The sequence below is a fragment of the Stenotrophomonas maltophilia group sp. vghtpe118 genome (assembly GCF_052605195.1).
Genome location: NZ_CP199672.1, coordinates 541,613 through 562,965 on the forward strand (window position 1 = coordinate 541,613; position 21,353 = coordinate 562,965).

Consider the following 21,353-nt stretch of genomic DNA (forward strand, 5'->3'; position numbering starts at 1 on the left):
CCCCCACGACGTCCAAGGAACCGACGCATGCTTCACCCCGTACCAAGCGCGCTGGCGCTGGCGCTGGCAGCCCTGATGGCTGCCGGCCCGGCACTGGCAGAAACCGCCACCTCCGCGCCCGCCACGGCGCCGCCATCCACCAGCGGCGATACCGAAGCCAGCAATAATTTCAGCATTGTCCGTTACCGCGCCGACTACCAGGTGCGGCCGGATGCGGGCAATGTGCAGACCGAAACCTACGAAGTCCTGCTCAAGACCAAGGCCTCGGTCGAGCAGTTCAGCCAGGTGCGGCTGAGCTACAGCGAGAAGATGGAAACGCTGGAGGTGCTTGGCGCCTACACCATTACCGCCGACGGCCAGCGCCGCGACGTGCCGGCCGACCGCATCTACACCCAGGAAAGCTACTCCAGCGCCTCGGCGGCGATGTATGCCGACCGCAAGGTGCGGGTGATCGTGTTCCCGAACCTGGCCCCGGGCACGCGCCTGTACTACCAGGTGCGTCGCACCCAGGCTACGCCGTACTTCCCGGGCTATTTCGGCCTGTGGGAGACCTTCAACGTCTTCACCGAGTACGAGGACGCCGAGGTCACCCTGAGTGCGCCGGCCAACCTGCCGATGTTCGTCGACAGCCGCGGCGTGCAGGGCAGTGACCGGCCGACAGTGAAGAATGGCCAGGCGCAATGGCGCTGGCGCTACCAGCGCCGCGAGGCGATGCCGGCGCAGAACTGGTCGGCGGCGGGCTGGGAGTTCGGCCCGAACATCATGGCCAGCACGTATCGTGACTGGTCGCAGATGGGGCGCGCCTACCAGCTCAAGGCGGGCCCGGCGGCCCAGGTGACCCCGGCGCTGCAGGCGCTCGCTGATGAGATCACCGCCGGCATCAGCGACCGCCGCGAACAGGCTGATGCGCTGTATCGCTGGGTCGCGCAGAACATCCGCTATGTGGCGGTGTACCTGGGCAACGGTGGCCTGGAGCCGAACAGCGCGCAGAGCATCCTCGACAATCACTATGGTGACTGCAAGGACCACGTGACGATCCTCGAGGCGCTGCTGGCGGCCAAGGGTATCGCCAGCTCGCCGGTGTTGATCGGTGCGGGGGGCGGCCCGACGCTGCCGAAGATTCCGGTGCTGGGCCGCTTCAACCACGCCATCACCTATATCCCCGAGTTTGATCTTTACCTGGATTCGACCACCGCGTGGGCACGCTTCGGGCAGCTGCCGGAAGGTGACCTGGGTGCGCCGGTGATGCGTACCCGTGACGCCACGCTGGCGCGCACCCCGGCCAACACGCCGGAGCGTAACGCCACCTCGATGGAAGTGCGGTTCACCTTCGACGCCAACGGCAACCTGCGCGGCGAAACGATTCCGAAGCTGGGCGAGAACGCCGAGATCGGCATGCGCGCGCAGTTCTCACAGCTCAACGCGCAGAACCGTGCGCGCGCTGAAGAGCAGATCATGGCCTCGTCCGGTTTCGATGGGCGAGGGCAGCTGCAGATCCAGGGCGTGCCGGTCGACCTGACCCGGCCCTTCGGCTATCGCATGGCGTTCCAGGCCGAGGACTACGCCGATTTCAGCGTGGCCGGCGGCATGGCCGTGCCGGATCCGCCGGGCGGCGAGTCGGTGCGTGGCTTGTACGCCACCGCCTCGGCGCCGGCCAACGAGACGCCGTTCTACTGCAATGCCAGCCTGCGCGAGGAAACCTATCGCCTGCAGTTCCCGGCCAATGCGCCGATCATCGCCATCCCGGCCAGCCAGCGCTTTACCAATGCCGCTGGCGAATACCGGGTGGACTGGAGCCGCGAGGGCCAGGAGGTGATCGTGCACCACCGCTTGCAGCAGAACGCGGTGCGTGGCCCCGAGGCGCTGTGCCAGCCGCAGGACTATCCGGCGTTCCGCGCGCTGTATCGCGAGGTGCGGCGCGGCTTCCGTGGGCAGGTGCTGTACGGCAAGCTGCCCGGCTCGGGCGGCTGAATCGCCGATGGACGTTCAGGGCGGCATAATGTCGTCCTGATCGCCCATTCATCTTCCCCCGGGCACACTGGCAACCACCTTTCCTGGCGCCCGCGCCCACAGGATTTCCGCATGAACTTCCGCTTCCGCCGTTTCCTTGCCACGACTACCCTGGCCGTCGCCTGTGCCGCTGCCGGCAGTGCCTGGGCCGGTGCCCGCGATGACCTGAAGACTTTCACCAGTGGCCTGAAGGGCCTGGATGGCCAGTTCAGCCAGCAGGTGTTCGACAGCCGCGGCAAGGTGAAGGAATCGACCAGTGGCCGCGTGGCCCTGTCGGCGCCGCGCCTGTTCCGCTGGGAATACGTGCGCCCGCACGAACAGCTGATCGTGGCTGACGGCAGGAAGGTCTGGATGTACGAGCCGGACCTGGAGCAGGTCACCGTGCGCGAGCAGGGCAAGGAAGAGCAGAACAGCCCGCTGACTGCGCTGATCAACCCGGCGCTGCTGGAACAGCAGTACGACGTCAGTGAAGAGGCTGCGCAGCGTGATGGCCTGCAGTGGCTGTCGCTGTCGCCGAAGCGCGAGACCGAAGCCAGCTTCCAGTACGCCGCGCTGGGCTTCAATGCCCAGGGCCTGGCCAAGATGGAGATCACCGATGCGGTTGGCCAGCGCACCGTGATCAGCTTCAGCGGCTGGAAGCGCAACCCGGGCTTCGCGGCTGGCACCTTCAGCTTTACGCCGCCGAAGGGCACCGACGTTATCGGTAATTGATCGGGGATGCCGGGCATGGCCCGGCGCTGCCTGCTCCGGTGGGTGTCAACCGGCACCGCCTTGGTGGGTGTCAACCTTGGTTGACGCAATTTTGATCTGCCGGCCAGCGGCCGGCACTACCGGAATCGTCGTCACCCTGTCGCGGTACAATGAGCGGGTGGCAAGACATCGTTCAACTTCCTTCCCCGGCCCCGATCTGCTGAGCGTTGATCGGGAACATCTGCGCCCGCTGGCCGAGCGCATGCGCCCGCGCACCCTCGACGAAATGGTCGGGCAGAAGCGCCTGCTGGCGCCGGACAGCGCATTGCGCCGTGCAGTCGAATCCGGACGTGTGCACTCGATGATCCTGTGGGGGCCACCGGGCTGCGGCAAGACCACGCTGTCACTGCTGCTGGCCGAGTACTCCGATGCCGAGTTCCGTGCCATCTCCGCGGTGCTGTCCGGGCTGCCGGAAGTGCGTCAGGTGCTGGCAGAGGCCGCACAGCGCTTCGCTGAGGGCCGGCGCACCGTGCTGTTCGTGGACGAGGTGCACCGCTTCAACAAGGCGCAGCAGGATGCGTTCCTGCCGCACATCGAACGCGGCACGATCCTGTTCGTCGGTGCCACCACCGAGAATCCGTCGTTCGAGCTGAACTCGGCGCTGCTGTCGCGTTGCCGCGTGCACGTACTGGAAGCGGTATCGCCAACCGATATCGTCGAAGCGCTGGAACGCGCGCTGGGCGACCGCGAACGCGGTCTGGGCGAGGAGGGTATCGAGGTTGCGCCCGAGCTGCTGCTGGAAATCGCCACCGCTGCCGATGGTGACGTGCGCCGCGCACTGACCCTTCTTGAAATCGCCGCCGAACTGGCGGGTGGGGAGGGGGGTCGCATCACCCCGCAGACCCTGACCCAGGTGCTGGCCGATCGTACCCGCCGCTTCGACAAGGGCGGCGAGCAGTTCTACGACCAGATTTCAGCGCTGCACAAATCCGTGCGCAGCTCCAATCCGGATGCCGCGCTGTACTGGCTGACCCGTATGCTAGATGGCGGTTGCGATCCATCCTACCTGGCACGTCGACTGACCCGCATGGCCATCGAGGACATCGGCCTGGCCGATCCGCGCGCGCAGAGCATGGCGCTGGAAGCCTGGGACATCTACGAGCGGCTCGGTAGCCCGGAAGGCGAGCTCGCGTTCGCCCAGCTGGTGCTGTACCTGGCCAGCACCGCCAAGTCCAACGCGGGCTATGCCGCGTTCAACCAGGCCAAGGCCGACGTGCGCCAGAGCGGTACCGAAGAGGTGCCGTTGCATCTGCGCAATGCGCCGACCAAGCTGATGAAGGAGCTGGGCTACGGCGCCGAATACCAGTACGACCACGATGCCGAGGGGGGCATCGCGCTGGACCAGACCGGTTTCCCGGATGCGATGGGCGAACGGGTGTACTACAACCCGGTGCCGCGTGGCCTGGAGATCAAGCTGAAGGAAAAGCTTGATCGCCTGCGCGCCGAACGTGAGGCGGCGAGGGCCGCGAAGGGCCGTTGAGCTGGCTTATGTAGCATCGAGCGATGCTCGACTCCGCTCTGGACCGACCCAGCAGCACCTGCGGAAGCGACAGCCGAGCATGGCTCGACTTCTACAGGGCGGGAAAACGAAGCCGGCGTTTCGCCGGCTTCTTTCTTACTTGATGCTGCAGTCGCCGAAGGACAGGTAATCCGTTCCCGAGCTGAACTGCAGCGTGCAGCTTGCGGTGAAAGTCGCGCCTTCTTCCAGTGCGCCCAGCTTGGCCGCCTGCTGTTCGTCGTCGCTGGTCAGCCGGGCCAGGACATTGCCCTGGTCGTCGCCGGCCTCGATCAGCGGCTCGCCCGCCAGGTTGCTGGAGACGCCCAGGGCAACGGCAGTGAATGTCACCGTCTGGTTGAGTTCTTCCATGCCCAGTGACGAATTGCCGGCCTCTTCAAAGGCCTGGTAGAGCGTTGGCAGATCCTGTGCGGCATGGGCGGCCAGCGGTGCAAGCAGGCCGAGGGAAAGGGCGATCAAGGCGGTGCGCTTCAAGGTGTTCTCGCAGTCACGGGATTCATTCCCGTGGATGGTGGTCAGTAGATCCACGCCATGCGTGGATGGGTTTGGCAAAGGACAGGGCGCGGCCGGCGACTCGATTGCCCATCCATCCGCAGCCCTGCGAGGGAAGGGCGCTCCTGCGCCCCGCTGCCCGGCAAAGTAGTGGATCCGGTGTTTCCGGCGCAACCGGGAAAATGAATGCATCGCGCGCGTGATACACAGTGTGACGTTTGATCGATGTGATAATCATTCGCGTTTAAGGTAGACTGCGGTCCCCTGAGAACCGGCGGCCTTGGCCGCTCCTGCCGCCACTGATGAAGCTTTTCGTCCTGCCTTCGCGCCGTGGCCCATTGGCCCGCGGCCTGGCTGCCATGATGATGGGTCTGCTCCTGGCCACTCCTTACGCCCATGCGCAGCAGCGTAATCCGCTGCAGAAGATCGGCCACACCGTGCTGGACGAGCCGGCGGCCAGCTATCGCTTTGAACGTTTCGTGGTGGACAGCCCGGACCAGCAGCGCCGTTGGCGGGTGAACCTGGCGATTCCGGCCAAGGCCGGCAAGACCCCGTCCCCGGTGCTGTACGCGCTGGATGGCAATGCCGTGGCCATGGTGCTGGACCAGCCGCTGCTGGCCGAGCTGGCCGCGCGCAAGGCACCGCCGGTACTGGTGCTGATCGGCTACGACAACGACCTGCGCATCGATTCCAAGGCGCGTACCTTCGACTACACCGCGTGGATCGACCGTGCCGACGACGAGAGCGGCACGACCCAGGCAGTCGGCGGCGGCGCTGCGGCTTTCCTGGATGTGATCGAGCGCCGCATCAAGCCGGAAGTCGAGCGACGCGCACGCATCGATACGCAGCAGCAGGCGCTGTGGGGTCATTCGCTGGGCGGGCTATTCGTGCTCAATGCGCTGTACACGCGACCTGCCGCGTTCCAGTCCTATCTGGCAGCCAGTCCGTCGCTGTGGTGGAGCCAGGGCGCGGCGCTGGGTGATCCGGAGCAGCAGTTCGTGCAGAACGTGCACGGCCAGCCGGCAAAGCTCTGGCTGATGCTGGGCGGCGCCGAGCGGGTCGGTGATCGCGGCAAGCGCGATATGAGCAACCCGCGCGTGGTTGCGCACCTGCGCCGGATCAGTGGCGCCACCCCGGATGCGGCGATGCAGTTGTCCGAGCGGCTGGGCAGGGTGCCGGGCCTGAGCGTGCAGTACCGCGAGTTCGATGGCCTCGGCCACGGCCCGATGCTGCCGGCATCGTTCCACGCTGCGCTGCATGAACTGTATGGCGTGTCCGACCGCAGCACCGGCGACGGCGCGCCCAGTGGCGGGGACAGCGCCGCCGAATGAATGCCTTCGCACGCCATGCCGTGCGACCCCACTACCCAGGCGAGGCTGCCGGCGTGCAGCGGCCCAGGCAACCGATGAATCCCGCGCCACGCGGCGCGGCCTACGTGTGCAAGGAGCCTGCCATGTCGTTCCGTCCGTCTTTCCGCCTTACCTCTCTCGCCGCCGGTCTGCTGCTGGCGGTGACCGCCACCGCCCAGCCGGTGTTCGATCAGCCGGCCAACGCCACCTTCAAGGGTGAGGTCGTCTCGCGCGGTGAGAACGTGGTTCCCGGCAGCACTGCCGACGTAGTTGGTCGTGGCTTCGTGCCGGGCCAGAAGGTCAGCCTGCTGCGTGGCGACAGCGTGCTCAACACGCAGCCGCTGGTGGTCGATGCCGACGGCAACTTCAAGACCCAGCTGAGCATTCCGGCCGATGCGGTGCCGGGCACCCACCCGGTGGTGGTGCGCGCCAGCCAGCCGGCTGCGGCCACGGTGCTGAAGCTGCGCGTGTCGCCGCAACTGCCGCTGTCCGGCCAGGGGCAGTTCGCCACCCAGTCCAACAAGCTGGTGCCGGGGCTGTATCAGTCCGCTTACAGCGCCGCCAGCAATGCGGTGTTCGTGACCTCGGCGGTGGGCCGTCCGCCGGTGACCCAGTCGCAGTTGCTGAAGCTGGACCCGAAGTCGCTGAAGGTGACCAGGGCGATCACCCCGGCGCAGGTGCCGGGCAGCACCAACGGCGCGGTCTATGCGGTCTACGGTGTGGGCGTGGATGACATCAATGGCAATGTCTGGGTGACCAATACCCGCCAGAATTCGATTGCGGTCTATCGCCAGAAGGACCTCTCGCTGGTCCACCAGTTCCCTGTCGACACCGTGCCGCATGCGCGCGACGTGGTGGTCGACGGCACCCATGGCAAGGTGTTCGCTTCGGCCACGGGTGAGGACCACCTGTCGGTGTTCGATGCGAAGACGTTCAAGGAGCTGCCGCCGGTGACGCTGGAGTCCGGCGTGGATGATGGCAAGTTCGCGCCGATGAGCCTGGTGCTGGACGAGAAGGGTGGCAAGCTGTTCACCGTCAGCATCGGCACGCCGGAGGCGGCGGTGATCGATGTGGCCAGCGGCAAGGTCGACAAGGTCATCGACCTGGGCAATTCGATCAGCGCCTCGGGCGTGGCCTTCGACGCAGCACGCAACCGCCTGTACGTGGCCTCGCAGGGCACCGACAACCTGCTGATCGTCGATGTGGCTTCCGGCAAGGTGCTGCATGACGTGCCGGTCGGTGCCGGCGCGCTGAACGTCGCCTTCGATGATGCCTCCGGCCTGGCCTATGTCAGCAATCGCGGCGCCGGTACGGTCACCGTGGTGAACGGCGACGGCAAGGTGGTTGCCAACCTCGATGGCGGCACCCTTCCCAACCATGTGCGTGCCGATGGCAAGGGCAACGTGTTTGCGGTGAACAAGTCGCGTGGCGCCGAAGATCCGAAGGGTGACCGCATCACCCGCATCACCCCGAAGCAGTAAGTCACAGGGCAGGGCGGCGTGCGTGTCGCCCTGCCAGCAAGGAGAACGAGCATGAACATCGCGTCCCGTCTGCGCCTGTGTGCGCTTCCGTTGGCTGTTTCGCTGGCGCTGTCTGCCTGCAGTGGCTCGTCAACGCCGTCGGATGGCCACAAGGCCGCCGAGCCGCCCGCCGCAACCGCCGCTGCGGAAACCGCATTGCCGGCAGGCTGGCAGCGCGTGGCCGGTGCCGAACTGCCCTCCGTGCACGGCCAGAAGGCCGTGCTGCCGGCCCAGGTGCATTCCGACGATGGCGCAGACGTCGAGGTTGCCGACACCAGCCGCATCATCGCCGGTGGTGACGACGTCATCGCAGTGATCGAGGCACTGGGCCTGGGCCAGCAGGTGTACGCGGCACCGACCAACACCACCACGCAGGCCGGCCTGGCCGCGCCGCACCAGTTCCTGTTCAACCGCACCACCGGTGTGGAGGGCGTGCTGAGCCTGCAGGGCTCGCTGTTCCTCGGCAACAGCCTGCGCCGCCACACCGAGCTGGCGAAAAAGCTGCGCGAGGTGGGCGAGCCGGCGGTGGTCATCGATGACCTGCAGCCGGCGCCGGACAAGGTGCGCAAGGTCGCCGCCGCACTAGGGCTGGCCGAAGCGGGGCAAACACTGGCCACGCAGGTGCAGCGTCAGCTCGACGAGGCTGCAGCGATTGGCAAGGGCCTGGGCCATGCGCCACGATTGATCCACGTCTCGGCAACCGGCGCTGGCGGCTCGCCCACTGTTGCAGGTGCCGACAGCGCGTCGGCGCAGTTGATCGCACTGGCCGGCGGCATCAACATCGGTACCGAGGCCGGGGTGAAGAACTACTCGCAGCTGAGCAATGAGGGCGTGGTCGCGGCGGCACCGGAAGTGATCTTGGTGACCGAGCATGACCTGCAGCTGTTCGGCGGTGCCGAAGGCCTGTGGAAGGCGTACCCGACGCTGAAGCAGACCCCGGCTGGGCAGGCCAATCGGGTCTGGGTGATGCCGGATGTGCAGCTGAAGTACACCAGCGTGGGTTCTGGTGCGGGCGCGCTGGCGCTGGCCAAGGCCCTGGCGGCGTTGCCGAAGGCATGAGTCCGGCGGATCGGCGCCGCCGTCGCGGGCGGGCGATGTTGATGGTGGCGTTGCTGGCACTGCTGGGAGCGGTGCTGGCGTCGTTCGCCGTGGGTCCGTTGCGGTTGCCACCGCTGGAGGTGATGCAGGCACTGGCGGTGAAGCTGGGCCTGCTTGACCAACAGGCGGTCAGCAGCCGCGATCTGGCGGTGGTCTGGCAGCTGCGCATACCGCGTGCCCTGTTGGGCGCGATGGTCGGTGCGTCGTTGGCGATGGCCGGTGCCAGCCTGCAGGGCCTGTTCGGCAATCCGTTGGCCGACCCCGGCATCGTCGGTGTCAGCCAGGGTGCTGCGCTGGGTGCAGTGGCTGCCATTGTTCTCGGCGCTGCCGGTGCCGCCGGTTGGCTGGTGCCGGTTGCCGCCTTCGTCGGTGGCGCCCTGGCCATCGGCCTGACCTATGCGCTGGCGCGGCCGGGCAAGGGCAGTGGCAATGCGACGCTGCTGCTGGTCGGTATCGCGATGGCGGCCTTCTGTTCGGCGCTGATCGGTTTTCTCACCTATATCGCAAGCGAAAGCGAGCTGCAGTCGCTGGTGTTCTGGCAGATGGGCTCGCTGGCACGTGCCAACTGGGCCGATGTGGCCGCCGTGGTACCGCTGTTTGCCATCGGTGTGCTGGCGCTGCAACGGTTGGCAACGCCGCTGGACATGCTGGCGCTGGGCGAGCGCCAGGCCCAGCACCTGGGGCTGGATGTGACCCGCACGCGGCGTCGACTGGTGGCGTTCAGCGCGCTGCTGGTGGGGGCGGCGGTGGCGTTTGCGGGCTCGATCAGCTTCGTTGGCCTGGTGGTGCCGCACGTGGCGCGCCTGCTGGTGGGTCCCGGTCATCGCTGGCTGCTGCCGTTGTCCGGCCTGCTGGGTGCACTGCTGATCGTGGTGGCGGATACGGCCGCGCGCACGCTGGATCCGCCCGCGGAGATTCCGCTGGGCCTGTTCTCGGCCGCGCTGGGTGCGCCGTTCTTCCTCTGGCTGGTGCTGCAGCAGCGCCGCAAGGCGGTGCCATGAGTGTGCTGCTGAAGCTGCACGAGGTGGTGGTGCGCCGCCAGCAACGCGAGATCCTGCACGGCATTTCCTTGGCGTTCGAACCAGGTACGGTGACCGCACTGGTGGGCCCGAACGGTGCGGGCAAGTCCACGCTGTTGGCGGTCGCGGCCGGCGACCTGCGCGCCGATGCGGGGGAGGTGAGCCTGTTGGGCATGCCGTTGGCCAGTTACAAGGCGGGGCCGCTGGCGCGCGAGCGCGCGGTGATGCCGCAGGAGCACGGCGTGCGTTTTGCCTTCAGCGTCGAAGAGGTGGTGGCGATGGGGCGATTGCCGCATCCGCCGGACCCGGTCACCGATGACGCCCAGGTGGAAGCTGCGATCGATGCCGCTGAACTGCAGGCGTTGCGCCTGCGCGACGTGCAGCAGCTGTCCGGTGGTGAGTCCGCCCGGACCACGTTCGCGCGCGTGCTGGCACAGGACACGCCATTGCTGCTGCTGGATGAGCCCACTGCTGCGCTGGATCTGCGCCATCAGGAGCGCACGCTGCGCAGTGTGCGTGCCTGTGCCGAAGCCGGTGCGTGCGTGATCGTGGTCCTGCACGACCTCAATCTGGCCGCAGGCTATGCCGACCGCATCGTGCTGCTGGAGCAGGGCACGGTGGCGGCCGATGGCACGCCATTGCAGGTGCTCACCGAAGACAACCTGCAGCGGGTCTACCAGCAGGATGTGGTGGTGCTGGAGCATCCGCGTCGTGGGGTGCCGCTGGTGGTGGTGACCTGAGCGAAGGTCCGCCAGGTTGCTCCGGGTATCATGGCGGCTTCGTTTTCTTCAATGGACTGATGCCATGTTCCGCACGGTTACCCGCAGCGTGCTGCTTGCCGCGATGATTGCTTCCGTTTGCGCAGCCCATGCAGCGTCGACCTCTCAGGTTTCGCTGACCAACGCGGCCGAGAATGCCTCGCTGATCGAAACCCGGCATTCCAGTGGCGACGGTGCCGCAGTGACGTCGATGAAGACGCAGTACTTTGCCAACGAGGAAATGTCGGTGAGCTGGGACGACCAGCAGGTACTCGTGCTGTGCAGTGAAGCGGCGTACCTGAAGATTCCTGCCGCCAAGCTCAAGGCCGGAGCGTTGACTACCGAGCAGCGGCAGATGATCGTCTATCAGGCACTGATGTCCGGCCTGGGGGCTGTCGCGGGCGTTGTCGGGCCGGCAGGCGAGGTGGTGGCCGTGGCGGATGACGGTAGCGAGACCCGCAGTGTTGGCGAGAACAGCTGGGCATACGGTATCGAGCGCTACGACGTGATCAGTCAGCGGCTGCCGGATGGTGCTCTTCGGGTCCGGACGCGTAAGACGGAAACCGTGAATACCACGCCGCCGGCGGGCCCGGACGACACATTCAGCACCGAAGATGATCAGGCCGCACGCCTGTCCGAGCTGGCGCCGGTGGGGAGCTGGGTCGAGGTCGTGATTCATGGTGGCCCACGGCTGCCGCACGTGGACCCGGCGATTTCGTTGAAGGGCTGGATGTCGATGGGGGATGACCAGCCTGCAACAGTGGCCGAGGCGCGCAAGCTGCACGGCTGCAAGTGAGGGCTGCCAGGGGTCAGATCCCTTTGCCCCTGGCAAAGGGATCTGACCCCTATCGTTGTCGGCCTCATCGTTCCATTCATGTGCGCAATATTCACTTGCGCGCCAGATTGGCAGGTCTAGAATGCGCCGCATGAACCGGATGCCGCTCCTGAAGTTTTTCACCCTGACCCGCGCAAGCGCGGAACGGGCGTGTCTGCCTGGAGCTCCACAGGGCCGCTGAAGCGGCTATCGCTGGATCATCCACAGAGCGCCCTTCGGGGCGCTCTTTTCGTTTCTGCAGTTTCATTTCCCTAACCCGACGTACCGCAAGGAGAACGTGCCATGCACCAGATCGCCGAGACCGAACGCTAGCCGCGCACCCTGTCGCCAACCGGGGTGCGCGGCCCCCGTAGTTGGCTTTGCAGGAACCTATCTCATGAACACCCAAGTCCTTTCCCGCCGTCGCAACCTTGGCATCATTGCCCACATCGACGCCGGCAAGACCACGCTGACCGAACGCCTGCTGTGGAAAAGCGGCGAGATCCATCGCGTCGGCGAAGTGCACGACGGCAATGCGACCACCGACTTCTCGGCGATCGAGCGCGAACGGGGCATCACCATTGGCGCGGCCGCCGTGCAGGCGCAGTGGGCACCGCGTGATCTGCCGCCGCATCGGTTGACCCTGATCGATACCCCCGGCCACATCGATTTCGCCATCGAGGTCGAGCGATCCCTGCGGGTACTCGACGGCGCCGTGGCGGTGTTCTCGGCCGTGGATGGCGTGCAGCCGCAGTCCGAGACGGTGTGGCGCCAGGCGCGTCGCCATCACGTGCCGCTGATCGCTTTCGTCAACAAGATGGACCGCGTAGGCGCTTCGTTTGAGCGCGTGCTGGAGCAGCTGCAGGACAAGCTGCGCGCGCGGCCGTGGGCGCTGGGCGTGCCGTTGGGCAGCGAAAGCGGCTTCAGTGGCTGGGTCGATCTGGTCGATGCGCGCGTGCTGCAGTGGCAGGAGGGCGGCGCAACCACGGTGACCCCGTGGGACGAAGCGGCGCGCGCCCAATGGCAGGCCCAGCGCGATGCGCTGGTCGAAGCTGTGGCCGATCATGACGAAGAACTGGCCGATGCCTGGCTGGAAGGTCGCGTGATTGGTGCCGATATGCTGCGCGCGGCGATCCGGCGGGCGACGCTGGCAGGTGCAGGCGTGCCTGTGCTGGCCGGTGCTGCGTTCAAGGACAAGGGCATCGAGACGCTGCTGGATGCCGTGGTCGATTACCTGCCGTCGCCGCTGGACCGCCCTGCTGTCAGGGCTGAAAGCGATGAGGGCGAGGTGATGCTGCCGCCGGATCCGGACGGTCCACTGGCAGGCCTGCTGTTCAAGATCACCCACCAGCAGCACGGGGCGCTGAGCTTCGTGCGGCTGTACTCGGGCACCTTGAAGGTGGGCGACGCGGTGGCCAGTTCGCAGCATCCGCAGGGGCGGCGTGTCAGTCGCCTGGTGCGGGTGCAGGCCGACCAGACCCATGACATCGAGCAGGCCGTGGCCGGTGACATCGTCGCGGTCCTGGGCTGGAAGGATGCGGTCAGTGGCGAGACGCTGAGCAGCCGTGCGCTGCCGTTGCGCCTGGAGAACATCCAGGCTCAGGCGCCGGTGCTGGCCTGGCGGTTGGAGCCGGCGCGTGCGGCGGACCTGATCCGGATGGCGCAGGGACTGGCCAGCCTGGCCCAGGAAGATCCCTCGTTCCGTGTGGAAACGGACCGGGAAACGGGTGAAACCCTGGTCTGGGGCATGGGTGAGCTGCATCTGGAAGTGATGGTCGAGCGCCTGCGCAGCGAATGGAAGGTCGACGTGGCCGTAGGTGCGCCGCGCGTGGCCTACCAGGAGACGCTGATGCGCCCGATGACCGGTGTCGTCGGGCGGCTGGTCAAGCAGACCGGTGGCCAGGGCCAGTTCGCGCACGTGGTGCTGGATGTGGCGCCGCGCGACGACGACCTTGTCGTGTTCAACGACCGCATCGTCGGTGGCGTTGTGCCGCGCAGCTTCATCGCAGCGGTGGAAAAGGGCGTGCGTGCCGCGCTGTCGGAAGGTCCGCAGGGACATCCGGTGGTCGGCATCGAGGTCAGTCTTGTCGATGGCCAGACCCATGCCAAGGACTCTTCGGAGATGGCGTTCCATCGCGCAGGCGCCGAGGCGATCAAGGCGGCGCTGGTCGAGGGTGGCACGCAGCTGCTGGAGCCGGTGATGGCGGTGACGGTGCATTCGCCGTCGGCGTCGGTAGGTGATGTGGTCGGCGACCTCAACCGGCGCCATGGCCGCATCGCCCGCATCGAGGACCAGGACGGTCGTGCCGAGGTCAGTGGTTTCGCGCCACTGGCGCAGCTGGTGGGGTACACCACCTCGCTGCGTTCGCTCAGCCAGGGGCGGGCCAGCAGTGAGGCGCACCTGCACGGCTATGAGCCAGTACGCGCGGCATGAAGAAGGCAAGGGAGCCCGTTCGCGGGCTCCCATTTTTTTTGTCCGGGTTTCCGTATCCGCGCATGGCGTGGATCCACCGGGTGAACGGGTCGCGAGCTCTGCAGTAGATCCACGCCATGCGTGGATGGATCCGCACCGACACGGCAACATTGGCGCTGCATCGCACCAAATCTGTAGAAAAAGCTGGATTAAAGTGATGCCTCACGATAAATTGCGCACCCCCCGTTGCTCGCCGCCGCCCGCACCCCTCTCATGCGTGATGACAAAGACCCCGGAACCCTGGAGCTGACCCTGCCGCGCAAGCGCGGTCGTCCGCCCAAGTTCGGGTACGCGATGAGCGATGCGCAGCGGGCGGCGCGCTATCGTGCGCGCAGGGCAGGGCAGGCCAACCATGCCGACGTGCGTTCCTGCAGTGACATGGTGCTGCTGGACAAGATCCGTGCGGCGGTCAGTGCCCGCGACACCGAGCTGGCCGGTTTCCTGGTCCACGTACTCTGGCAGCGCTACCCCCTGCAGCTGAAATAGTTCGCCGGTGGGGTGGCCGTTGTCATCGAGCTTGTTGATAATGCGGGATTCAGGTTGTTCCCGCTGGCGTGCCCGGGATGGCAGGCGCGCATGATCGAACGGTTCCCAACATGACCACCACCAGCGACACCACCACCGAAGCGGCGCCGAGCGGCGCCCCCCTGTTCTATACCCGCCCGGTGCCGCTGCAGGCCGATGTGCATGCCGATCTGCGCATCCTGCCGGGCAAGCTCGAGTTCGCCGCCGGCAACAATGCCATTCCGCTGGTGCTGGGCGAGTTCTCGCTGGCCCTGCACCACTTCCCGATCCTGTTTGCCGGCCCGAGCGCGGTTCCGATGGCTGCCGTGGGCGTGTCCGACCAGAACCTGTTCATCAAGGATGGCCTGTGGGAAGACGAGGCCTATATTCCCGCCTACCTGCGCCGCCACCCCTTCATCTTCATCGACACCGGTGCGGAGAATGATTTCCTGCTGGGCATCGACGAAGAGAGCCCACGCGTGGTCAAGGGTGGCGAAGAAGGCCAACCGCTGTTCGTTGATGGCAAGGCCACCGAGATGGTGCAGCAGGCCCTGGAATTCTGCGGCCAGTACACCCGCGAACACGAACAGACCCAGGCCTTCTCCAAGGCCCTGGTCGACAACGGCCTGCTGGTGGAGCGCAACGCCACCGTGCGAATCCCGGATGGCCGGGAGTTCAACCTCAACGGTTTCCTGGTCGTGGACGTCGAGAAGTTCGTCGCGCTGCCGGAAGCAACCGTGGTCGAGTGGCACCGCAGTGGCTGGCTGGCACTGATCCACCAGCACCTGATGTCGCTGGGTCGCTTCAATGACCTGACCCGTCGCCAGGTCGAGCGCCTGGCCGCGTGATCAAGGGGGTGGGCAGGGTTCCCGCGACGCGGGCGCCCTGTCCGGCCTGCAGTACGCCCAGCAGGCGACGTGCGTCGGTCCAGTCCGGCGTGGCGTCCTGCGCCAGATCGACCAGCTCGGCCGCGATGGCGGCGTGCTCGCATTGACCCAGCATCTGTAGCGCGCCCTGCAATCGGTGCGCGTGATGACCGAGCGCCGATGCGTCTGCATGATCGACAATCCGCTCGATCCTGCCGAGTTCATCGCAGATGTCGGCGCTGTAGGCCGCGTCCATTTCAGTCACCTGCTCAAGTGCGTCCACGCTCTCCGGCGCCGGAATGCCCAGCGCAGCGAGCAGTTCGGCGGCGCGCAGCGGCTTGGCCAGCACCGCGTCGAAACCCGAGCGGCGGCAGCGTGCGTGGTGACGTCGCCCGCTGCGGGCAGACAAGGCGATCAGACGGACCGGATGCCCGCTGCGGGCGCGCAGTTCGCGTGCCAATGCGTAGCCATCGATGCCACGCAGCCCAATGTCGATCAGCGCGGCAGGGCGGGGGTGGCGTATCTGTTCGGCCAGCGCGCTGGCCGCGTCTTCCAGGGCACATACCTCGGCGCCCCAGCGCCGCAACTGTTCGGCAATGACGTGGCGATTGAGTGCGTGGTCCTCCACCAGCAGCAGTTGCAGCCCGGCCAGTGGCGTGCCCTCCACGGGCATGTCCCGGACACTCTCGGCAGAGTCAGCAGCGCATACCGGCAGGCGCAGGATGAAGCGGCTGCCGCGACCGAGGACGCTGTGCACGGTCAGATCGCCCCCCATCGCACGTGCCAGCTCGCGTGCAATGGAAAGCCCGAGGCCACTACCGCCACGCTGATGCCCACCGCTGCCTTGATGGAAAGGCTGGAACAGTTCGGCTACCTGTGCGGGCGCGATCCCGATCCCGCTGTCGATCACCTCCAGCAGCAGCTCTTGCGGCCGCGCTACTGGAAGCAGTCGCAGGCGCAGCTCGATGCCGCCGATATCACTGAACTTCACCGCATTGGCCAGCAGATTGCTGGCAATCTGGCGTAGCGCATCAATGTCCACCCGAATGATCGGCGAAGGTTCGGTCGGGGCATCAAGATGCAGTTGCAGGCCTTTCTGTTGCGCCTGAGGCCGAATGGCCTCCAGTGCCTGCCGGCAAAGCCGGGTCGCATCACAGGCTTGTGCATGCGGCCTGAAAGCGCCGCTGGCGAGGCGCGAAAAGTCCAGTGCGCGATTCAACAGGCCGCGCAGGGATTGGCCGGCGCTGCTGGCAGCGGCGAGCAGATCGCGCTCGCCTTTCGGCAGTGTCGATCGTCCAAGCAGCTCGATGGAGGCCAGTACGGCCTGTGCCGAATTGCGCATCTCGTGACTGATCATCCCGATGGCCTGCGCGCTGCGGCGGTCGCCGCGTACCCGCAGGTGACGGGTCATGGGCCACAGCAACAGCGCGACCAGCAGAGGGGGCAGCAGCAGCCAGCCGCGCGGGGGCGAGGCCTGCATCCAGTCCAGTGCGTTTCCCGCCGCCGCTGGCAGGGTCTGGCCTGCCCACAGGTGGAGCAGGCTCGCATGCTCCTCCAGCGTGATCTCCCGCAACGCCTGTCCGATGCGTTCTAGCAGCTGCTGGTCTTCCTGGCGGACGAGCAGGTAGAGGTCGGTGGAGAAGTCGCTGTCGAATGGCTGCAGGCGCAGGCTGCCGTTGAAATGGCGTCGAACCAGCGGGCGCAGCGTGGATTCCAGGCCAATCGCCACGTCGGCCAGGCCGGATTGAACTGCCGTCAATGCTGCGTACCGATCAGGCAGGTGCTGCAGCCGGATCTGAGGATGATGCGCGCGCAGCCAGCCGGCGTAGGGCCCGCCTTCAACGACGGCCACCACCCGGCCGTCGAGCTCGCGTATCTCCCGTGGCAGCCATTCACCGGCGCGCCCTGCCAGCAGGGTGGCGCCACCCCGGAAGCGGCTGGACGCGGCGAGGTCGGGGCAGGGCAGCTTCTGGTGTCTCGCGCCGCCAAACACCATGACCAGGTCGGCCTCGTGATGACATACAGCGAGGATTGATGCGGCGGTCGTCGGATAGGGGTGTTCCAGGAAGCTGAGTTGGGCGTGACGCGCCACCAGGTTGGCGTAGCCATGGGCGAGCGTCGGCGGTGATGACGGATCGGCTATCGCTGCGGGCACGGGGCGTAGGGACGGAGCGGTGGAGACCCGCACGCTGCTGCCCGGTAGCCAGCGTGGTGACCGGACATCTTCCGCCGACGCGGCGGGAAGGAGAAGCAGTACCAGCAACCCCCGGATCAGCAGGCACGGACGCAATGGCGCATGGCGCCTCACGGCGACTCCAACCGTTCACGCAGCGCATAGATCTCCACATCGCTGCGCAAGCCCAGCTTGCGCAGCACCGCGACCTTCTGTGTGCTGACGGTCTTGATGCTGCGGTGCCGGCGCAGCGCGATCTCCGATACGGTCAGGCCTTCCAGCAGCAGCTCCAGTACCTCCCGCTCGTTGCGGCTGAGCTCGCCACGATCGCCGGCCAGCCTGACGTCCGGCGGAATCCGGATCAGGCCCTGGAAGACGCGCACGATGGCGTCGGACAATGCCGCAAGGGGTTCGGCCTTGCTGACGAACCCACCGAGTCCGGCATCGATCAGGCTGTTGAGATTCGTGGTGGGAGAGAGCGTGGCGAAGGCCAGCATTGGTGTGCGCGGGAATTCGCGACAGAGCAGCGTAACCAGCTCGATGCCGCCCAGGTCGCCACGGGCGAGCGTGAGATCGATGATGGCCACATCCACGGGCAAGCGGTGCAGGCTGTCGATCAGCGCACTGCTGCAACCATGGCTGGCGACGATGTCGAACCGGAGATCGCCTGACAGGTGCAGGGCGGTGCCGCGACGGACGACTTCATGGTCGTCCAGGAGCGCCAGTCGAAGCCGGCGCGGTGCAGGAAATCCATTCATGCGCGGGAGGTGGTCAGCGCCCGTGGGCGTGGCCGCCATTCTGGCGCCGCTGTCGCGTCGAACATCGAATTTGTTGCGTTTTTACGACTATTCCTAAAGATCGATGGATGAGCTCCATCGATAAGAGCTGATCCATGGGCTGGACGTATCGTCAGGTTGAGAGCCGTGTGGACGCAGTGTCCTGGTACGCTCTCGCTGGGTTCAGGTGGCCTGGGTTGCAGGGCTGCCGGCACCCTTCGAGGGGGGTATTAATGTGACGCGTCACGCTGAAGTGCCTGGTCACCCGCGAGCCGAGTGGTCGGCGGTTGGCGATCTATCGCACCGACTGAGGTACGCGCCTGAGCCTGCCGGTGTCGTAGCCCATGGCCGCGATGCGCTCCACGGCGTGCTGGTAGTCGCTGTCCGATACGTGCGGGGTACGTGCCATGTACCAGACATAGTCGCGCTTGCTGCGTGCGACGATGGTCTGGCCATAGTCGTCGTCCAGCCAGGCAATCACATACTCGGCCTGGATCGGCCAGATGAACTGCATGCCCCAGATCGCGCCATTGCCGTTCCTCTCGACCCGTCCAACCGGGTGCATGGACTTCTGCGGGGCGTCGAAACTGCCCTTGCGATAGGTGAAGGTCGTCTGGATGCGCCCGTCCGGCCGCAGCGCATAGCTCTCCACCGCGTCGAAGGCCTCGCGCTCCGGCCATGAGGGTATGTGGGCGATCACATACCAGTCGCCCATGAAGCGCGGCACGTCCACCGAGGGCGGGCGGGGCAGGGGACGGGTATCGCTGGAGCTGCAGCCGGAACCGAACAGGCTCAAGGCCAGCAGGGGAAGCAGGGAGCGCATGCGCATGTCACACCTCAACGGGGACGGAACAGATAGTGGGCAACCAGCCACTGCTGGCCATCGTCGTAGCCGAACAGCTCGGCGCAGGCCATCCAGAACATGCGCCAGCGCTGCCACCAGATCTTCGCCGCCGCCTGGCCGTAGGTTGCGACCAGTACCGGCATCACCGCCTCGCGGGCCGCATCCTGGTTGGCCAGCCAATGGTCGGCGGTGCGCTGGTAGTGGGTGCCGTCCAGCAGCCAGCGCTGATCGAGTCGCAGGTCGCGCTGGAAATGCAGCAGCGTGTCAGCGGCCGGCATCAGGCCGCCGGTGAAGAAATGGCGCCCCATCCAGTTGTCGCCGCCCTCGGTCTCGAACGGGTACATCAGCGTGCGATGGGCGAAGATGTGCACGAACAGCGCGCCGTCGGGCTTCAGCCACTGCGCGATGTGCGCCAGCAGTCGCTGGTAGTTGCGCACATGTTCGAACATTTCCACCGAGACACAGCGATCGAAGCGTGCCGTGGGCAGCTCAAGCTGGTTGACGTCGCAGGTCAGCACCTCGACGTTGTGCAGGCCCCTGGCCTGGCACTGCGCCATGATGTGCTGGCGTTGGCTGTGCGAGTTGGACACCGCAGTGATGTTGGCCTGCCGATAGCGTTCGGCCATCCACAGGGTCAGCGAACCCCAGCCACAGCCCAGTTCGAGAATCTGCTGGCCGTCGGCAAGTCCGGCGCGCTGGCCATACAGTTCCAGCATCGCTTCCTCAGCCTGGTCCAGCGTTTCGCGCCCGGTAGGGTAGTAGCAGCTGCTGTACTTCAGCCGCTTGCCCAGGCAGGCCTGGAAGAATGCCGCGGGAACTTCGTAGTGCTGGCGGTTGGCCGCGTCGGTATGCAATGCGAGCGGACTGTCGGTCAGTTCTGCGATGCAACGGCTGAAGCGCGCGGACTGTGCCTCGATACCCCCCGCCGATTCCTCGTGCAGGCGTTGCGCGCACAGGCGCCGGATGCCGGCACGCAGCGCCGCATCGGGAACCAGCCCGCGTTCGGCCCAGGCGATCAGCCCGGTTTCCGCATCTTCAGCCGGATTCAGTGACGGGATCGCGCTCATGCGGAATGCTCCTTGGAAGAACGGGGGAACCAGGGAAAGAACATCGGCGTGCTGCGCTGGTAGGCACGGTAGTCGTCGCCGCGGCTGCGCAACGCCTGCTTCTCGGTGAAGGGGATGCCGCTGAGATAGCGCAGGAACAGATACATCAGCAGCGGCCCGGCCCACGCCAGCCACCACAGGGGGGAACCGACGGCGAGCAGCACATAGGTGAACCAGTGCAGCCACTCGAAGAAGTAGTTGGGGTGGCGTGAATAACGCCAGAGCCCCTCGCGGCAAGTGCGGCCCTTGTTCGCCGGGTCGGCACGGAAACGTGCGAGCTGGCGATCGGCCAGGCTCTCGCCGCCGACGCTCATCAGCCAGGCCAGTGCTGCGGCGACTGTCCACGGTGTCAGGCCGGCATGGGAATTGGCTGCCACCGCAACGAAGGGCAGAGCGAACAGCACGACCAGCAGCGCCTGCGCCATGAAGAAGCCAAAGATCTTGCCCTGGTGGCTCTGCCAGTGTTCGCGCAGATAACGGTAGCGCCCGTCTTCGGGTTCACTACGGACCCGGCGCCACAGGTGCAGCGCCAACCGGCCGCCCCACAGGCCGCCGAGCAGGCCCAACGCAACCCGAGGCAACATCGCGCCATCGCCGAGCAGCGCCAGCAGCAGGGCCGACGCACCCACGCACTTGGCCCAGAGCACGTCGACAACGCCGATGTTCTGGTGGCGGCGCTGCCAGGCCCAGCCCCAGCTCATCACCAGCACGGCATACAGCAGTACCCACAGCAGATTGATCATGACGATGCTCCGGCCAGGGAGGGCGGGGTGGTGCGAGAGCCGCGACGCGCGGTGACGCACAGCAGCGAAAGCGCGATGCTCCAGCCCGCACCCAACACCAGCAGGCCCTGCCACGTGGGTGCGGCGAAACGGACCGCATCGAAACCGCGCGCTGCGGAGAGATAGGCCAGCGGTGCCAACAGCAGGCCGAACAGAGCCGGCAAGGCCGGGTGGCGCAGCAGGAAGCGCATCGAGGTGGTCAGCGTCATCGCGAACGCGGCCCACAGCGCCATGATCCAGGGGGGTGGCACCCAGCCCAGCGGGGCGGCGGCGTAGCGCACGGTGCCGCTGGCGGCGGCGCTGGCATCGACCAGCCATGCGCAGGCCAGTGCCAACACCATCAACCGAAGGTCCAGCCGTGGTTGCGGCGACGTCAGCAGCTGGCTGCCGATGTAGAGAGAGGCTGCCAGCAACGCCGGCCACTGCCAGCCGCGCCCGGCGCCGGCTACGGCGCACAGCCAGACCAGCTGGTTGCCAAGCAGATTGGGCCAGAACCTGCGCAT

The 21,353-nt window shown here is 66.6% G+C and carries 19 protein-coding genes; 12 read left to right on the plus strand and 7 right to left on the minus strand.

Going from position 1 to position 21,353, the window contains the following annotated elements; all coding sequences use genetic code 11:
• Positions 1-27: 27 nt before the first annotated feature.
• The 3 genes from ACUDTM_RS02570 (at position 28) to ACUDTM_RS02580 (ending at position 4,240) form a co-directional block, all read left to right on the plus strand.
• Entirely contained in the window at positions 28-1,971 is a 1,944-nt protein-coding gene (locus tag ACUDTM_RS02570; protein ID WP_445391111.1) for a DUF3857 domain-containing protein, read from the plus strand.
• Positions 1,972-2,082: 111 nt separating this feature from the next.
• Positions 2,083-2,721: an outer membrane lipoprotein chaperone LolA gene (gene lolA, locus ACUDTM_RS02575; RefSeq protein WP_005416489.1), complete on the plus strand. Its 639-nt coding sequence runs from the start codon at positions 2,083-2,085 to the stop codon at positions 2,719-2,721.
• Positions 2,722-2,962: 241 nt separating this feature from the next.
• Positions 2,963-4,240 (plus strand): replication-associated recombination protein A, encoded by a 1,278-nt coding sequence (locus ACUDTM_RS02580; RefSeq protein WP_227836677.1) that lies wholly within the window; start codon positions 2,963-2,965, stop codon positions 4,238-4,240.
• A gap of 135 nt (positions 4,241-4,375) precedes the next feature.
• Here ACUDTM_RS02580 and ACUDTM_RS02585 read toward each other — a convergent pair whose 3' ends face one another.
• Positions 4,376-4,750 (minus strand): hypothetical protein, encoded by a 375-nt coding sequence (locus ACUDTM_RS02585; RefSeq protein ID WP_111178192.1) that lies wholly within the window; start codon positions 4,748-4,750, stop codon positions 4,376-4,378.
• A gap of 320 nt (positions 4,751-5,070) precedes the next feature.
• Here ACUDTM_RS02585 and ACUDTM_RS02590 point away from each other — a divergent pair, with 320 nt between their 5' ends.
• The 9 genes from ACUDTM_RS02590 (at position 5,071) to ACUDTM_RS02630 (ending at position 15,151) form a co-directional block, all read left to right on the plus strand.
• Positions 5,071-6,099, plus strand: coding sequence for an alpha/beta hydrolase (locus tag ACUDTM_RS02590; protein WP_111200890.1), 1,029 nt, complete (start codon positions 5,071-5,073; stop codon positions 6,097-6,099).
• Positions 6,100-6,221: 122 nt separating this feature from the next.
• Positions 6,222-7,598 carry a YncE family protein gene (locus tag ACUDTM_RS02595; protein ID WP_188241051.1) on the plus strand — a complete coding sequence of 459 codons (1,377 nt, stop codon included), beginning with the start codon at positions 6,222-6,224 and terminating at the stop codon, positions 7,596-7,598.
• Between the two features lie 51 nt (positions 7,599-7,649).
• The gene (locus ACUDTM_RS02600; protein WP_188241050.1) at positions 7,650-8,696 is read left to right on the plus strand and encodes a heme/hemin ABC transporter substrate-binding protein; all 1,047 of its coding nucleotides are present in this window, start codon (positions 7,650-7,652) and stop codon (positions 8,694-8,696) included.
• Positions 8,693-9,736 carry a FecCD family ABC transporter permease gene (locus ACUDTM_RS02605; protein ID WP_188241049.1) on the plus strand — a complete coding sequence of 348 codons (1,044 nt, stop codon included), beginning with the start codon at positions 8,693-8,695 and terminating at the stop codon, positions 9,734-9,736. Before ACUDTM_RS02600 ends, ACUDTM_RS02605 begins: the two co-directional genes overlap by 4 nt.
• Positions 9,733-10,494, plus strand: coding sequence for a heme ABC transporter ATP-binding protein (locus tag ACUDTM_RS02610; protein ID WP_445391112.1), 762 nt, complete (start codon positions 9,733-9,735; stop codon positions 10,492-10,494). The genes ACUDTM_RS02605 and ACUDTM_RS02610 overlap by 4 nt, the downstream gene beginning before the upstream one ends.
• Positions 10,495-10,558: 64 nt before the next feature.
• Positions 10,559-11,308, plus strand: coding sequence for a hypothetical protein (locus ACUDTM_RS02615; protein ID WP_445391113.1), 750 nt, complete (start codon positions 10,559-10,561; stop codon positions 11,306-11,308).
• A 415-nt stretch (positions 11,309-11,723) separates the two neighbouring features.
• Positions 11,724-13,760, plus strand: a complete 2,037-nt coding sequence (gene fusA, locus ACUDTM_RS02620) for an elongation factor G (RefSeq protein WP_445391114.1) — start codon at positions 11,724-11,726, stop codon at positions 13,758-13,760.
• A 252-nt stretch (positions 13,761-14,012) separates the two neighbouring features.
• Complete coding sequence (locus ACUDTM_RS02625; protein ID WP_005409616.1) at positions 14,013-14,285, plus strand: hypothetical protein; 273 nt, start codon at positions 14,013-14,015, stop codon at positions 14,283-14,285.
• A gap of 110 nt (positions 14,286-14,395) precedes the next feature.
• A complete protein-coding gene (locus ACUDTM_RS02630; protein ID WP_053496662.1) occupies positions 14,396-15,151 on the plus strand; it encodes a SapC family protein in 756 nt (251 codons plus the stop codon).
• On the opposite strand, the gene ACUDTM_RS02635 is transcribed toward ACUDTM_RS02630, so the two are convergent.
• From ACUDTM_RS02635 to ACUDTM_RS02660, 6 genes are all read right to left on the minus strand, one after another.
• On the minus strand, positions 15,108-17,477 hold the full coding sequence (locus tag ACUDTM_RS02635) for an ATP-binding protein (RefSeq protein WP_445391115.1): 2,370 nt from the start codon (positions 17,475-17,477) through the stop codon (positions 15,108-15,110). The genes ACUDTM_RS02630 and ACUDTM_RS02635 overlap by 44 nt on opposite strands.
• Positions 17,474-18,100, minus strand: coding sequence for a response regulator transcription factor (locus ACUDTM_RS02640; RefSeq protein WP_072166996.1), 627 nt, complete (start codon positions 18,098-18,100; stop codon positions 17,474-17,476). The genes ACUDTM_RS02635 and ACUDTM_RS02640 overlap by 4 nt, the downstream gene beginning before the upstream one ends.
• 313 nt (positions 18,101-18,413) lie before the next feature.
• Complete coding sequence (locus tag ACUDTM_RS02645; protein ID WP_088497492.1) at positions 18,414-18,947, minus strand: lipocalin family protein; 534 nt, start codon at positions 18,945-18,947, stop codon at positions 18,414-18,416.
• An 8-nt stretch (positions 18,948-18,955) separates the two neighbouring features.
• Positions 18,956-20,029 (minus strand): SAM-dependent methyltransferase, encoded by a 1,074-nt coding sequence (locus ACUDTM_RS02650; protein ID WP_072166998.1) that lies wholly within the window; start codon positions 20,027-20,029, stop codon positions 18,956-18,958.
• Positions 20,026-20,811, minus strand: a complete 786-nt coding sequence (locus tag ACUDTM_RS02655) for a DUF1295 domain-containing protein (RefSeq protein ID WP_072166999.1) — start codon at positions 20,809-20,811, stop codon at positions 20,026-20,028. Before ACUDTM_RS02655 ends, ACUDTM_RS02650 begins: the two co-directional genes overlap by 4 nt.
• Positions 20,808-21,353, minus strand: a complete 546-nt coding sequence (locus ACUDTM_RS02660) for a DUF2878 domain-containing protein (RefSeq protein ID WP_088497489.1) — start codon at positions 21,351-21,353, stop codon at positions 20,808-20,810. Before ACUDTM_RS02660 ends, ACUDTM_RS02655 begins: the two co-directional genes overlap by 4 nt.